The 15,218-nt window shown below is 30.1% G+C and carries 13 protein-coding genes; 3 read left to right on the forward strand and 10 right to left on the reverse strand.

Annotated elements, in window-relative coordinates; genetic code table 11:
- Window positions 1-80: 80 nt before the first annotated feature.
- From BV55_RS0101870 to BV55_RS0101880, 3 genes are all read left to right on the forward strand, one after another.
- Complete coding sequence (locus BV55_RS0101870) at window positions 81-377, forward strand: hypothetical protein (RefSeq protein WP_029451016.1); 297 nt, start codon at window positions 81-83, stop codon at window positions 375-377.
- A gap of 17 nt (window positions 378-394) precedes the next feature.
- The gene (locus tag BV55_RS0101875) at window positions 395-628 is read left to right on the forward strand and encodes a heavy-metal-associated domain-containing protein (RefSeq protein WP_029451017.1); all 234 of its coding nucleotides are present in this window, start codon (window positions 395-397) and stop codon (window positions 626-628) included.
- A gap of 64 nt (window positions 629-692) precedes the next feature.
- A complete protein-coding gene (locus BV55_RS0101880; RefSeq protein WP_029451019.1) occupies window positions 693-1,352 on the forward strand; it encodes a Crp/Fnr family transcriptional regulator in 660 nt (219 codons plus the stop codon).
- A 373-nt stretch (window positions 1,353-1,725) separates the two neighbouring features.
- Here the strand turns inward: BV55_RS0101880 and BV55_RS0101885 are convergent, their stop codons facing one another.
- The 10 genes from BV55_RS0101885 to BV55_RS0101930 form a co-directional block, all read right to left on the reverse strand.
- On the reverse strand, window positions 1,726-2,418 hold the full coding sequence (locus tag BV55_RS0101885; RefSeq protein WP_029451021.1) for a hypothetical protein: 693 nt from the start codon (window positions 2,416-2,418) through the stop codon (window positions 1,726-1,728).
- A 47-nt stretch (window positions 2,419-2,465) separates the two neighbouring features.
- Entirely contained in the window at window positions 2,466-3,896 is a 1,431-nt protein-coding gene (locus BV55_RS0101890; RefSeq protein ID WP_029451023.1) for a potassium channel family protein, read from the reverse strand.
- Window positions 3,897-3,946: 50 nt separating this feature from the next.
- The gene (locus BV55_RS0101895; protein ID WP_029451025.1) at window positions 3,947-6,901 is read right to left on the reverse strand and encodes a type I restriction endonuclease subunit R; all 2,955 of its coding nucleotides are present in this window, start codon (window positions 6,899-6,901) and stop codon (window positions 3,947-3,949) included.
- Between the two features lie 15 nt (window positions 6,902-6,916).
- Window positions 6,917-8,371: a CHAT domain-containing protein gene (locus BV55_RS0101900; protein WP_051652367.1), complete on the reverse strand. Its 1,455-nt coding sequence runs from the start codon at window positions 8,369-8,371 to the stop codon at window positions 6,917-6,919.
- Between the two features lie 10 nt (window positions 8,372-8,381).
- Window positions 8,382-9,680, reverse strand: a complete 1,299-nt coding sequence (locus tag BV55_RS15225; protein ID WP_084170472.1) for a restriction endonuclease subunit S — start codon at window positions 9,678-9,680, stop codon at window positions 8,382-8,384.
- On the reverse strand, window positions 9,681-11,786 hold the full coding sequence (locus tag BV55_RS0101910) for a type I restriction-modification system subunit M (protein ID WP_029451031.1): 2,106 nt from the start codon (window positions 11,784-11,786) through the stop codon (window positions 9,681-9,683).
- A gap of 25 nt (window positions 11,787-11,811) precedes the next feature.
- Entirely contained in the window at window positions 11,812-12,060 is a 249-nt protein-coding gene (locus tag BV55_RS0101915) for a helix-turn-helix domain-containing protein (protein ID WP_242850834.1), read from the reverse strand.
- A 48-nt stretch (window positions 12,061-12,108) separates the two neighbouring features.
- Complete coding sequence (mobC, locus tag BV55_RS15985; RefSeq protein WP_051652368.1) at window positions 12,109-12,297, reverse strand: plasmid mobilization relaxosome protein MobC; 189 nt, start codon at window positions 12,295-12,297, stop codon at window positions 12,109-12,111.
- A gap of 491 nt (window positions 12,298-12,788) precedes the next feature.
- The gene (locus BV55_RS0101925; protein WP_029451033.1) at window positions 12,789-14,237 is read right to left on the reverse strand and encodes a VapE domain-containing protein; all 1,449 of its coding nucleotides are present in this window, start codon (window positions 14,235-14,237) and stop codon (window positions 12,789-12,791) included.
- A complete protein-coding gene (locus BV55_RS0101930; RefSeq protein ID WP_029451034.1) occupies window positions 14,224-15,165 on the reverse strand; it encodes a hypothetical protein in 942 nt (313 codons plus the stop codon). Before BV55_RS0101930 ends, BV55_RS0101925 begins: the two co-directional genes overlap by 14 nt.
- Window positions 15,166-15,218 lie beyond the last annotated feature (53 nt).

A 15,218-nucleotide genomic window follows, 5' to 3' on the forward strand; every position in this document is an offset into this window, starting at 1 on the left:
GCAATATATAAGTACCGAGAGACATGAACCATATTAAAAACAGCCTAATAAATAGTATAATAGAGAAAGAAGGATTATTTATGGCAAATGTATTAAAATATTTCAAAGAAAACCAAGAAATCTTAGATTTATACACAACTGCAATTACGCGTGCTCATAAAGAACATCATCCAGAAGTTTTTGGTGTGAAAAAAATTTATACAGCTATTCAAGATAAAATACAAAGTAGTATTACAGATACAATAAATTTAGATCTGGAATTTACTGAATTACGAAAACTCACAAATAATTATGCTATTCCCACAGATGTTTGTCCCACATTTGTCGCAACATATCATATGTTAGAACAAGCAGATCATATCTATGAAGAAGTTTAAATAAGGAGGAGTTATCAATGACAAAAGCAATTTTTACGTTAGAAACATTAGCTTGCCCAACTTGTATGCAAAAAATAGAGAGTGCAGTAAAACATGTGGATGGTGTAGATCAACAAAGTGTAAAGGTACTTTTTAACGCCAGTAAAGTCAAAACCAATTTTGATAAAGAAAAAACTTCTATTGCTGATATTAAAAAGGCAATAGAAGATATGGGCTATTCTGTTTTAAAAGCAGTTGAAAAAGATTCTTAATATAGAACTATTTCGAATAATACAGTTGATAATTAAACATTAGCATGTTAAAGGGGGGATTTCCATGACATATAACCATCTTTGTGTTTCATTAGTACCACTTTTTAATCATTTAAATATTGAAGATCAAAAGAAAATTAATGAATTAGTAACTCATCACTTGGTAGAAAAAGGAGAACTGGTTTTTTCTCCGGATGAAGAAGCTCAATTGATCATTGTGGCTCGTGGAAATATGAAAGTATATCAACTATCTGTAACTGGAAAAGAACAATTATTAAGAGTTGTTGAACCAGGTGGATATGAAGGTGAAAATCAATTATTTGGAGCTGATAATAATACCCTTTTTGGTGAAGCCCTAGAACAAACAGAAGTCTGTGTCTTGCGGCAATCAGACTTTCAGAAACTATTATTGAAATATCCCCAAATTACTTTAAAGCTACTAGAAATCAACGCAGAAAAATCATTAAAATTAGAACAACAAACACAGTTTTTAGTGATGGAAAAGGTAGAAGAACGTTTAGCAACCTATTTAATTAACCTTTCAAAAGTTAAAGAAGAAAATTGCGTAGTATTACCTATGAAAATGAAGGAACTTGCAGCGTTTTTAGGAACAACTCCTGAAACATTGTCCCGCAAGTTTAAGTTGTTAGAAAAAGAAGGACTTATTAAAAGGGATAGAAAGACAATTATTATTTTAGACCACAATAAGCTAGAAAATATATAATTCTCTATAAAGATGGTCAATATGATTCAAGTGAACTAGTATTTGTACTATAAATATTAGTTTAACTTTTGTTAATAAATTCGGAAAGTTATGGTTATAGCTTTTTATTATAATGATTATGAACTAGGAATATTGATTAATAAAAATCATGAATAGGATTTTTAAAAAGGTAAAAGCCCCAATCCCTTGTTATATAAGGGCTTGGGGCTTTCTTATAATTACTCCCACTCTTCATTACATATTATCAACTGTATGCAAAAGCTTTCAAATTAGCCATTATTTGGCCGTTCATTTATGTTCTATCCGTCTAGTTTAGATGTATTTCAACTTAACTTTACCCGTTCCAGTCCCAGTTCCAGTAAAGATATGTGATTTACTCCTCCATATTGAGCATATTTAAAACAAAAGATATTAATGCTAACATACTGAAATAAAAATATTCTATATATTCATTGTTTGGAAATTTTTTTTGATCAATTTCGTGATGTCTAATGGAATAAGTGTTACCTATCTTTGTTAATAGTCTAAACTCTTCATCTATTTGAAACTTTAATTCTTCATCACCACCCGAAATCTCATCAATAATTCGTTCTATAGAATTTTTCTTATCTGAAGATTTCATGGTTTTTAATCGCTCAAAAGCATCCCATATTTTATCAATTCCAATTTTCTTTTCTGTAAAATCTTTTTTAAGAATATACAATTTTGATTCCATAATCAAACTTCTTAATTCTGATTCTATTGATTCTTGTGGCACTTCATTCAGTAAATCTTTCGCTTCATTATCTATATTTTCTTTACTTAATTCTAATTTATCCTCATTCATCATTATCCAAGTAAGTAAAGCAGTTTTCAGCTTCTTTAATTCAGGCCTATAATCAAATTCCTGCCCTACAGCTGCTATTTTGCCACCAACTTTCACATGTTTTACAAGATCTGATAAAATCATTGAATATCTAACTTGTAAATCATTCCAAAGTTCTTGTGATCCATTTCTATTATTAAGTTGTTGTTCAATTTTACCAATGTCCTCTTGAATAAGATTAAACATTTTATCCTTGTCCATTCTTGCATCCTCCCTATTTACTCTTATTCTTCAATAAATATTATATTTTAAGTGAACTTTCTTGCAAAAACAGTAATTAAAGAGGCAGTAGTTAACACACCTAGTAATCCTTCAATTCCTGAAAATAATTTTAATATTCCTATAGGAGATATATTACCGTAAACAATAGTAGTAAAAGTTATTAAAGAAAAATACATTGAATTATATAAGATACTCAAATAATCACCACTTGCAATGAAATTTAACGATTGCCCATCTATTAAAATATTCCGTGGAAACAATGAATATATAAACCCGAATATAATTATAATACTAACCATGGTAATCACTATTCTTTTATAATTTGTAAAATATCCAGTAGTAAGATCCAACAAATTGTTTGAAAATTTCGTTATGCCTCTATTATATACTTTGTTTTTCTGGTAATCCTTAAAATATTTTAGTTTTAATTTTATTTCTGGGTTTTCTTCATTCACCGCAATTCTTAAAAAGGATTCAATATTATAAAGAAATTCTTCGTCTGTTAGATCATTCTTAAGTGTTTTGTCCATATCTGCATACTCAACAAAATCTAAATCAAATAAGGTTTTCCCAGTAAAGTAAGTATCAATTAGATTTATACTGTTAAATGATTGATTGGTAAAAATAAATTCTTGACTAATTATTGATCTTACAACGCTAATATTTCCTATATTATTTCCACCAATTATTAATCTTAATCCTAGCAATTTATTAAAATAAAACAAATCAAAATTACATCGATTTAAAATTATTTCTTCACTTATGACCTTACTCGCAGATTCATTGGAATTAACAATCACTTCTTCAAAAGTGCAATCTTCCATTTTTAATGATTTAAAATCAGGTTCATAATAATCAAAGTTAATACTTAATTTATCTCCATAACAGCCATAAAGATAAACTTTATCCAAAGAAAAAGATTCTAAATCTATATCTTCAAATTCTGAATGTGATGCTACAAAACCATCCGGTAAATCATGAATTTTTATTGTATTTTTAAATTTACATCCCTTAGCTTCAAAATAAACTGGGTCAAAAATAAAATCTATTTCTTTTTTAACAAAACAATCATCTAATATCAACTTACCTTCAAAACACTCTTCATCTTCTATGTCTACAATATTTGTTAGTTCTCCAAAAAAGATGCTATTTCTTATATAAAGAAAATTACCCTTGTTTAAGAATGCTACCTTAGTTTTCTTTAAATCTAAGTCAAAATTTATAATGAAGTAATTGTTTTCTAGCAGTTTTTCTAATTCAGCATCATATTTTTTACTTTCAGACTTTTTCTTATTTAATATGTTAATAAATCTATATATTTTATTTAAATCTTTCAATTGTGCGTAGCTACTTACAATAAAATAATTATTATTATTTAAAACAAAGTCTTTTATGTTTTCATTAACATCAATCTTATATTTTATTTTTTCTAATAAATCATCATCAAAATCTATCAAGTTTTTCACCCTACCTTAAATTTGAGATAGATGCAATCTTGTTTATTTATTTAAATCTTTAAATTACTATCAAACTCTTTCCCCTCAGTATTATAAGTTACATCAAAAACTAAGTCAGAAAGCCATTTTTTAAATGAATCGTTATCTTGATATTGCTTGAAGATTTCAATATTATCTGTCATCATGTTCATAATAACTCTACCTAATGCCCTTTCACTTTCTAGTTTAGCATTTTGTTTATCTGAATTTTTCATAGCATTTTGATAGGCTTTATCCTTTGCTACAGCCTTTGGAATTTTTGATATATGATCTTTAACTTGGTCCTCATCTTTCCAATCTATATCTCCAAACATATCATGAAAAACGTCTAATATTTTGCTTAAGTAATCTAGTTCTGGATTGTCTATATAGGCCTTTCCACTTGTAGGTACAGGATCTATTTCATAATCACCCTCGTCCTCTAAAACTATAGATAAGCTTTTTTGTGCCTGAACTCTATAACTATCTAAATCTATAGATTCCAATATACCCTTAGATAAGTCTTCTCCCTTAGGTGAAGGTAATTTAGGAATTAATAATCTTAAGAATATATTAAGTTTTTCCCATTCAATATTTCCAATAGGCAATATTGATGCTAAAAAACCATAGGTTCTTACGAAAGCCTTCGCATTACCTTTAAAATCTATTTGTTCATCTTCTTCAAGTTCCTTATATTCTTTAGCACAAGTATCCAATATATAATCTAATTTTTCACGACTAACCCCATTAATATATTTTTCAACTAGTTCATTAATTTGATAATCAGAATATACTTGATGAAATTCTAACTCACTTTGTATATCATATAGTTTATTAGGATCCGTCTCTTCTGATAAAATTGTAGTTGTATAATAGGATTGGAAAGCTTCTTTTATAAGATCAACATCATTTACAAAATCTAAAATAAATGTATCAACCTTACCAGGATGAGACCTATTTAACCTAGAAAGCGTTTGTACAGCTTTTATTCCAGAAAGAGGTTTATCTACATACATAGTATGGAGTAAGGGCTCATCATAACCCGTCTGAAACTTATCTGCAACAACTAAAAATCTATAGGGATCATGCTTTATTTTCTTTTCAATTTGAGAACTTGGAAATCCATTGACTTTGGATTCAGTTAACTTTTGCCCCTTAAACTCCTTCTCTCCAGAAAAAGCAACAATAGCTTTATACTGACTCTTTCTTTCAGCCAAAGATTTTTCAATTGCATAATAATATTCTATAGCCCTCTCTATACTACTAGTTATAACCATGGCCCTAGCCTGTCCATTAATCTTGCCCTTATTTATAACTTGTTCATGAAAATGATTTATCATTATATCTGCTTTCTGCCCTATAGCATATTCATTAGACTCAACATAATTTCTTAACTTCCTCTGAGCTTTTTTTGTATCATACATAGGGTCATCTTCCACTATCTTTGCTAATTTATAATAGCTTTTTATAGTTGTATAGTTTTGTAATACATCCAATATAAATCCTTCTTCTATGGCCTGTTTCATACTATAGTTATGAAAAGGTTCATGCTTTATTTCCCCATTTTTAAGAACTTCTTCTCCAAACATCTCTAAAGTTTTATTCTTAGGTGTAGCAGTAAAGGCAAAATAACTAGCATTATCAAGCATCTTTCTGCCTTCCATTATTCTAATAATCTTATCTTCTGTAGTTTCTTCTTCATCAATACCTGAAAGAGCTATATTCATATTGGCTGATAAACTACCACTTTGGCTAGAGTGTGCCTCATCTATTAAGATTGCAAACTTACTATTCCTATGAGAAGTTCCAATCTCATCTAATATAAATGAAAATTTATGAACAGTCGTTATAATTATCTTCTTCTCTTCATTAATAAGTTTTGCCAAATCTGCAGAGCTTTCAGCATGGCCTACAGTGCTAGAAACTTGCATAAACTGCTTTATGGTATCTCTTATTTGCTTATCAAGTATAACCCTGTCTGTAACTATTATTACAGAGTCAACTAGGTTTTTCCCTTCTCTTTCAAGAGAAACTAGTTGATGTGCTGTCCAAGCTATAGAATTACTCTTTCCACTTCCCGCTGAATGTTGAATTAAATATTTCTTCCCCACTCCATTATTATAAACATCTGCTAACAGTTTCTTTACAACATCCCACTGATGGTATCTAGGAAATATTTGTTTCTCTTTTCTTTTCTTAGTTTCCTCATCCACCTCTACTACTAATTGAGCATAGTTCTCTATAATATTAGTAAGTTCATTTTTTTCTAATATTATCTTCCACAAATAATCTGTCTTTATGCCACTAGGATTGGGAGGATTGCCCCTACCATTTTGAAAACCCTTATTAAGAGGCAAGAACCAAGAACTATCCCCACTTAATTTTGTACAAAAATATACCTCATTATCGTCAACTGCAAAGTGAGCCATACATCTTTTAAACTGAAAAAGTAAATCTTTTGGATCCCTGTCATTTTTATATTGATATATAGCATCCTTATAGTTTTGATTAGTTAGGGTATTCTTAAGTTCCATAGTAATTACAGGTAGACCATTTATAAAAATAGCCAGGTCTAAAGCCAATCTTCTATTACTTTTAGAATACTGTAGCTGTCTAGTAACAGAAAAAATATTCTTATTAAAGTTTTTTTGTGATTCTAGGTTCATATCTGATGGAGTTAAATAAAACATTATTAAATCGGCTGGATATACTTTTATACCATTTCTAAGTACATCAATAATTCCTCTTTTAGTGATTTCTTTTGATAACCTATCAAAAAATTGTTTCTTCCTATGTTCACTTTCCTTTATGCCTAAAAGCTCTACTTGTTGAGGCTGTGTATATTCTAAGAACCTTATAAGCCTTCCTTCATCTACTGCAAAGTCTAAGTTATAATCTCCAGTATTTCCAAGCTCATATTCGTTGTTTTCCACAAGATATTCTACAATTATATCTTCAAGTCCCTCTTCTTTTACATTAGTAAACAACTATCTCACCCCTATTTATTTAATTACAGCCATTGCAAATCCTATAATACTTGTTATATTTGCAGTTAATTCTATATGATTCTTTATATTTGGTAGTGAATTTTCAAGACCATCTATAGCTGTCCTTATAAATCCTTTTCTAGGTTTCTCTTCTAATAATTCGGATTCTAACACTTCAATATTATCTTTTATGTTTTCTTTAATTTCTTTATCTAAATCTATACCCCTTAATATTTCCTTTATTTCCTTAGATAGCTCTTCTAAGTCATTACTATTGTTATTTTGGACAGCATTTATAGTGGACTTATCTTGAGCTAAATTTATTTGCCCGTCTCCATTTATATGCACATTTATTATATATTTATCTTCTCTTTCACCACTTAGCTTATCCATCTCTTGATTTATATGAATACTCTCTTCATCTGGCAACACTAATGGTTTGTCTATCTCTAAGCTATCATCTCTATAATATAGTCTTGGTATATCTTCTTCTAAAATTCCTTCTAGCATTATAGCACTTATACCATGATTAAATGCTTTTTTTACTGTATTACCAAATCCTATTGATGAATAGAACTTAGAAGAAAATATTATAGCGGCCTTATCACCAATAGCATCTGACATACCTATTGCAAAATCTATACTTTTCATTATTTCTTTAGCCTGAATATATGAAAAACAATTATTGAAAAATACCAACTTTACTGTTTCTGATTCTCCTGAAATTACTTGAAATATTGCATCTTTACTTACAAACTTACTATTACCATTTGAATCTTCAAAAACTAAAGATCCATCTGCTGTTCCATGGCCACTAAAATGAATAATCGTAGGTTTATGTTCATTTATAGCATCTAATATATCTAAGGGACGAGTTGCCCAAATTGTTTTAAATTCTATTGAATCTCTATTTTTAGATTTTTTTATATTTTCTTCTATTTCCCTTGCCTCTTCATCTAACCTTAGACTACTCTGGTCTTTAGGGTTGGATGAAATAAATAATATAATTATTTTTTCGGGTATATTTTTTAACTTCTCAATATCCCTTACCACCTGTTCTTTAAATACTTCATTATTGTATATACTATTCTGAAGCTGACTACTTAATTTTTCTGATGATCTAATTCTTTTCTTCTCTTCATTTAATCTTTTATCTTCTATTTTCTTCTTCTCTCTCGATAACTTCTTTTCTTCATTTAAAATATCTTTCTCTAACTTTGATATTTTACTTTCCAAATCAGCTACCTTTTTATGACTATCAGAAATCTTTTTTTCCGCATTTTCTATAGTTCTAAGCTTAGATTTAATAGTTGACTGTGATTTCGTTCTAGATATAGATTTTTTTGCATTTATTATATTTTTACTTTCTTTTGATATTTTCTCTCTTTCCTTAGCTCTGTCTGAGGACAGTTTATTAATTTGCTTTCTCTTATTTTCTATGTTCCTTCTATAGACATCTATTTGAGCCAAATAATCCCTCCTAAAAATCCCTTACATCTATCTTCCCAGTAACTGCACTAGCTATTAAACTAGTCCTATATTCTTTAATTAAATCTATCTGACTTTTGTAAAGCTCTATAGTCCTATCTATTTTACTAGTTTCTTTTTCAATATAAGATACAATTTCTTCCTGCTCTTTTTTTGGAGGTATTGGAAGCCATGTTTGTTTTATTATATCTTGACTTATATTTGGTTGTCCTCCTCCACGAGCACTTTCTAATAGAAATTGTTTTATGCTTTGTAAAGCAAAATATGAATAATTTACAATATAATCATCTTCATACTGAGCTAAACCACAGCAAGCTTGGTTCATATACGATTCTTTTTTTAAAATACTTAAGTTACCAATTGTTGCACCGTACATAGCAATTACTATTGTATTTTCTTGGAATAGTTTTAAACTAGGGTTTTCATTTACTGCTATATCTGTGATTTTGTTTTTCGATTTATATAAATATTTTGATTTTAAGTCTCCTGAATTTATCCAATTATATTGACCATTATTATAATAATTCAAATTACTACTATTTGGAGTTGTGCCACTTCCTATCCTTTTAAATATTCTAATAGTTTTATCTCTTCCCCAATGCTTAGGTATCTCACCTATCCCATCTATACCACTGTCCTTATACTCTACATCTTTATCTATTCCCTTAGTTACAGCATCATTAATTATAACTTCCTTTTGCTCTTTTAAAAGCTCTATCTGCCTTTCTGTTAGCTCTATAAATTTATCTATCTTACTTAAATTATGGTCTAGGAAGTCTGCTATTTTATCCTGTTCTTCTTTTGGGGGTAAGAATATTTTTTGATCTCGTAGTTTATTATAGTCAATATTTTGCCCTTCCCTAATTCCTGTTACACATGTTTGTAATAGCTTTATAAAATTATATGACTTTGCTAAATATTTAAAATATCTTCTAACTACTTCTCCTTTTGGAATCATTATTGTATAAGCCGGGCTTATTATACCACTGTAATACGCATATTCTATCCCCCCCTGAAAACTTCTCAAACTTATTACAAAGTCTCCCACATTTACATATTTTAAACTTTCTAAGTTTCTTAGGGCTTCAACTGTTCTATTTTCATACATAGACTTTAGAATGACTCCATGTCTTTGACTAGCTACCAATAGAGGTTCTCTCTCTTTGCCTCTTTCATTACGTTCACTAAAAATATATTTAATCTTCTTCATTTCCCAATGACTTGGTATTTCATCTATCCATGGTAAATCTACTTTCTTATATTCTTCATAAGGCTTAAATTTCATTTCCATCTAGCCCCCTATTATCTCATCTAATAAGCCGTCTGTCTCTTCTTCTAAAGCCTTTATATCTTCTACTATTTCTTCTAATGATCTTAATTTTACTGGCTTGTAAAAATATTTTGTAAAGCTTATTTCATAGCCTATTCTAGTTCTACTTTCATCTATCCAAGCATCCCCAACATAGGGAATAACCTCTTCCTTGAAAAATCCTTCTATTCCTCCATTATAGTTTAAAGGAATTCTTTCTGTATCTCTTAGATCTGTATCTTGTTCATATTCTATATATAGATTATCCTCTCTAAATACTCCATATATAGGATTTTCTTTACCTTTTTTCTTTGAGGACTTTATAAGCTTTTTAGCCTTTTCATCAGCTATAGTTAAGTTGTCCTGTATAAGTTTTCTATGCCTAGCTAAAAACTTTTCATCCTTTTCTTCTGCTAGGTTTTCTAATTTTTCTATATATAAATTATAATCTAAATATTCTTCTTTTCTTTCTTTCTCTTTTAGCTTTAATACTAGGTCAAATATATATTTATCATTCTTCTTTAGACTTTCTTCTAGCTTGTCTAAGTTTTCTTGACTTAGGTTTACCTTTAACCTAAGTGGTCTCTCTACTGTTATTTCATAGTATCCAAACTCTTCATTTTCAAATATTTTACTGAATTCATTTTCTTCGAAATCTAAATACATTTTCATTATTTCTTCTCTTAATTCTTCTGATATTTCACAGTTTTTATTCCCTAGATTTTTCCTAAGAGGTTTTTTAAAGCTAGTAGCATCTATTAACTGGATTTTACCCTTTCTTCTATCTTCTTTCCTATTAGAAAGAACCCAAACATAAGTAGCTATTCCTGTGTTATAAAACATATTCTCAGGTAGGGCTACTATTGCCTCTAAGTAATCATTTTCTATTATATATCTTCTTAAGTTACTCTCTCCACTTCCTGCATTTCCAGTAAATAAGGATGATCCATTATGTACTTGAACTATTCTACTACCAAGTGGTGTACTATGCTTCATCTTAGCAATATTATTAGCTAAAAATAACATTTGACCATCAGATTGAGAAGGAACCATCCTAAACTCTTCTTCATCTCCAAAACTAACCACAAACCTAGAGTCTGTTAGTTTATTTCTTCCACCCATTTTTTTTGCATCAGATGACCAAGACTTTCCATAAGGCGGGTTTGATATCATAAAATCAAATTCCGTAGTTGGATTAGCATCTACAGACAAGGTTGAGCCATAAGATATATTATTAGCTTGTGAACCATCACCTTTTAAAATCATATCAGCTTTAGCTATGGCATAGGTTTCTGGTTGACTTTCTTGCCCGTAAAGGTGTATTGAAAAGTTTTTATTATTCTTTTTCCCTAATTCCTTAAGCCTTTCATCTGCTATAGTCAACATTCCCCCTGTGCCACAAGCACCATCATAGCACAGATAGGTTCCATCACTTATTTTATCTGCTATAGGCTTAAACATTAAATCAGTCATAAGTCTTACAGCATCTCTTGGTGTAAAGTGTTCCCCAGCCTCCTCGTTATTTTCTTCATTAAATTTTCTTATTAGTTCCTCAAAAACTGTACCCATAGTATGATTATCAAGTCCTGGTAGCAATATATCTCCATTGTCATCCAATACTGAGTTTGGACTTATATTTATTCTGGGACTTACAAATTTTTCTATTACATCTCCTAAAACATCTGCATCTGTCATAACCTTAATCTGTTCTCTAAATCTAAACTTTTCTAATATTTCTTGTATGTTTGGTGAAAATCCATCTAAATAAGCTAAAAAATCTGCTTCTAATTGCTGTTTTTTAGTTCTTGAGGTTAGATCTTTAAGTATAAAGGGAGAATCATTATAAAAAGCTTGTCCTGATACAGAACAAAGTGCCTCTGTTTGATTTAAAACTTCCATTTCATCAAGCCTTTTTTTCATTTCCATAACTTCTTTTTTTGTATCTTCTAATACAGCATCCAATCTTCTTATTACAGTCATAGGTAGAATTACATCCCTATATTTTCCCCTAACAAAAACATCTCTTAATTCATCATCTGCAATAGACCAAATAAAACTGACTATTTGACTATAAATTTTTCCTGTCATATTCTCTCTCCTTTTTATTTTATATTTACTTTCTTCTATATTCCATAATATCTTCTATATCACAGTCTAAAACATAGCAAATTTTTGCTATAGTAGCTAAATCTAATCTCTTAACTTTATTGTTGCAATATGAATTGAGCTGTGTTCTCTGTAAATTAGCTTCCTTTTCTAATTTGTTTTTACTTATGTTTTTCTCTTCCAAGACTTGATCAATCTTGAAAACCACCTGTCCAAAATTCTCCATATCCCTGTCTCCTTCTGTAAATTCACTCATTACTATAATTATAACAGACTTCCTTTCTTATTACACCTGTAAGTAGTTTTAAATATATTTTCTCAGCAAGATATTCTGTATCTTTAATATTTCTCTTGATATATCATCATTTTCTTTTTTAAGATCCTCAATATCTTCTCTGTAGATTATTCCTGTAATATTTACCCTCTTTGCAATCTGATTAAGATTACCAGAGTTCTTTCCTATAAGAGTTTGTAGCCTCCTAAAAACATTCATATCTATTACAAATATAGGAGCTTATAGAACACTTTTCCTTATAAAATGTCCCATTGATTTTGACTTGCTAAGTTCAAGTTTTCTCTTAAAAATTTCTTTCTCTTCTTTAGTCAACTTGATTTCAATCCTTTCATTCCTGTATCTATTGGCCATAATATCTTTCCTTCCTTTTATATTTTTAACTAGGGTCTTAGGGGGAACCCCTAAATCATTCTGATAAGAACAAGTAAAAAATTTGATTTGAAGAAAGCGAACCTTAAGGTCCGCTTTCTCAATTTTTTCGTAAGTGTCCGTACACTTACTGTGCTTGCTACTAAAGTTTTAATAGACACAGGAGATTTGTAACTGTAACCTACTATTTCAAAAGTCCTCAAATAAGGCATTGATTCTTATCTTGATTCCTACAAGTCTTGATATTACTAGACCCCCATTTCTTCCAGCCTATTTCTAAGGGTTTTAAAATCTCGGTTACAAGTTACAAGGTTACAAAGTTACAATTTCTCTTTATCATTCTCTCCTGTGTCTATTTTTATTCTCTCTGGCTCTTGCCATTCTTTTGGTAGGTTATTATTATCAACTTCTATAAAGTCATTTTCTTTCATCTCTCTCTCATAAAAAAGTTTGACAGGTATAGATACGCCACTAGGGGAAATTCTTTTAGTCTTTGATGAGCGAACTGGCTTCCATTCTGGAAAATAATTATCCATGATTTCAGAAAAAGATTTTGATTTAATCTGATAGCCTTGCATGGATAATTCCTTATAACAAGTTATATTTGGTTCTTGTGTTTTTACTTTATACTCTTCTAAGAAGTAGCGAATATCTTCTACATCTGGGTTGAGATACTTAAACTTTTCTTGTTCCTGGTAAAGATCTTCAAGGAGTTTTTTTGGTATGGTCCAAGAATGTTTCTTTTCTTTATAAAGTTTATAACCATAGGCTAAGGCCTGGTTAAAATCTTCTCGGATTGAATCTAAATATTCTTTTTCTGATTGTTCACCTTGAAAATCCTTGTCGAGGTAAATGGCCTTCTTTCTGTTTTCCTTGTGACATTCTACAGGTAAATATCTTCTCTCGCCTGTATGGTCATTTAAAAAAGTTCTTTCATTTAATGTTCCAATTAAAATACAAGTCCTAGGAACATCTGTTGAAAACTTTTCATAGGGGATTCTTATTCTATCACTTAATTTAGATAAAAAGGATTTTGCTTCATTGGCAGACTTTGCATTTCTTAAGGCTACAAATTCTTCAATTTCTACTACAGTCTTTCCCATTAGATTCATAACAGCATCTTTACCTTGAATATTTTCTATAGTACAAAACCAATCATCTTTAATAGCCAAGTATCTAGCAAAGGTAGATTTTCCTATTCCTTGACCACCTACTAAGACCATCATCTCATCAAACTTAGATCCTGGTTCAAATACTCTTTTAATTAAACCTAAAATTATATGCTCCATAATCCAGGCATTTAATTCTGTATCTTCAGCTCCTAGATAAGTTGGTAGGAGTTTAGCTATTGCATTTCTATCTCCCTTCCAAGTAAGATTTTTTAGATATTGTTCTGGTGGACTTATTTCATATTGATTAGCAACAAAGCGAACTGCATCCCACATTTTATTGGCATTGTAATTAAGTCCAAAATGCTTTTCTATTTCAAGTCCTAGCCTATTGTTTAGTGAGTCATCCCATAGCCTAATTTGATTTGGCTTTATGCCCTTTTCCCCTATAATCTTGCCTTGAAATTTAATCTCATTGGTAAATTTATCATAGAAGATTTGTCCTTCATATATTTTCTTAGCCTTACAATATTTTGGATTAAGAAGTACTGTGACGATATTTCCTGTAATCTGCTTTACATTACCTTTTATTGTTTTCTGTAAATCGATTAAAGAATAGGACTGGTCTATTTCAGGAAAAGCTAGTTTAAACTCTTTCATAGGCCCTTGTCCTTTTCTTGTATTGAAAATGTCTGCTCCAGTCAAAGGCTACAAAATTTCCAAGACCTAAGACTTTATCTATGGTCTTTTCTACATAATCAAGATACTTTCTATCATCCCTTCTTTTTTCATTGGTGGCTAAGCGATTTAAAGGAGTCATTAAAAAAAGTTCTTTCATTAAGCTAGGATTTCCACCTGTATAGTTTCTAGCAAGTAATAAAAATGTAAAGTCATCTCGACTATGATCCCCTGTTAGACTAGCTCCTGAGATAAGCATACTTGCCTTTCTATTGGTTCTTTCCATGGTGGTTAGTATTTCATCTAGGCTTAAGTCATCAAGTCTAGAAATCTTATTTAAAGGCTTATACTTATATTCTCTAATTTGTTTTAGGGTGGATGCTTTCTCCTGTGTCCATTTCTTATAAAGCTTATTTAATTCATCTTCATTTTCTAAAAGCTTATTACTTCTAGGAAAGAAGGATCCATCTCCTAAATTTCCTGTAAGAGCTATATATCTATTTTTCTTGTATATCTCAATTCCTCTACTTGATAAATTAAGATTATCTGGTATAGTCCCTTGAACAAAGATATGGATTCCCTTGCCTGATTGGGATACTTCCATGTAAGTTCCTGCAAAGTTCTCTACAACTTCTTTGGCCATAGGAGTTAGCCTTCCACCTTTAATTGCATGGTCTAGGTCTATACAGATAATCCTATCTTCCTCCACTAAAACAAAGCCTAGAGGTCTATTTTTAATCTTAGCTTCATTAAAAGCTATCCATCGCTCTGGATGATTCCAATCACTAGCTTTTCCATCAATTAGTGAAAAGGGAAGCTTTGCTACTTTACCATTTACCTCTTCCTTTCTCCAACCTACAAATCTTTTCAAATTTTTCATTTCTTCTGGTAGATATTTATATTTTTCCATTCATTTTTACCTCCTTATGCTGTTCAAAACAGACCCCATATGGTAAAATGAAT

Origin of the sequence: Clostridium algidicarnis (assembly GCF_000703125.1) — a bacterium.
In the GTDB taxonomy this organism is placed as follows: domain Bacteria; phylum Bacillota; class Clostridia; order Clostridiales; family Clostridiaceae; genus Clostridium_L; species Clostridium_L algidicarnis.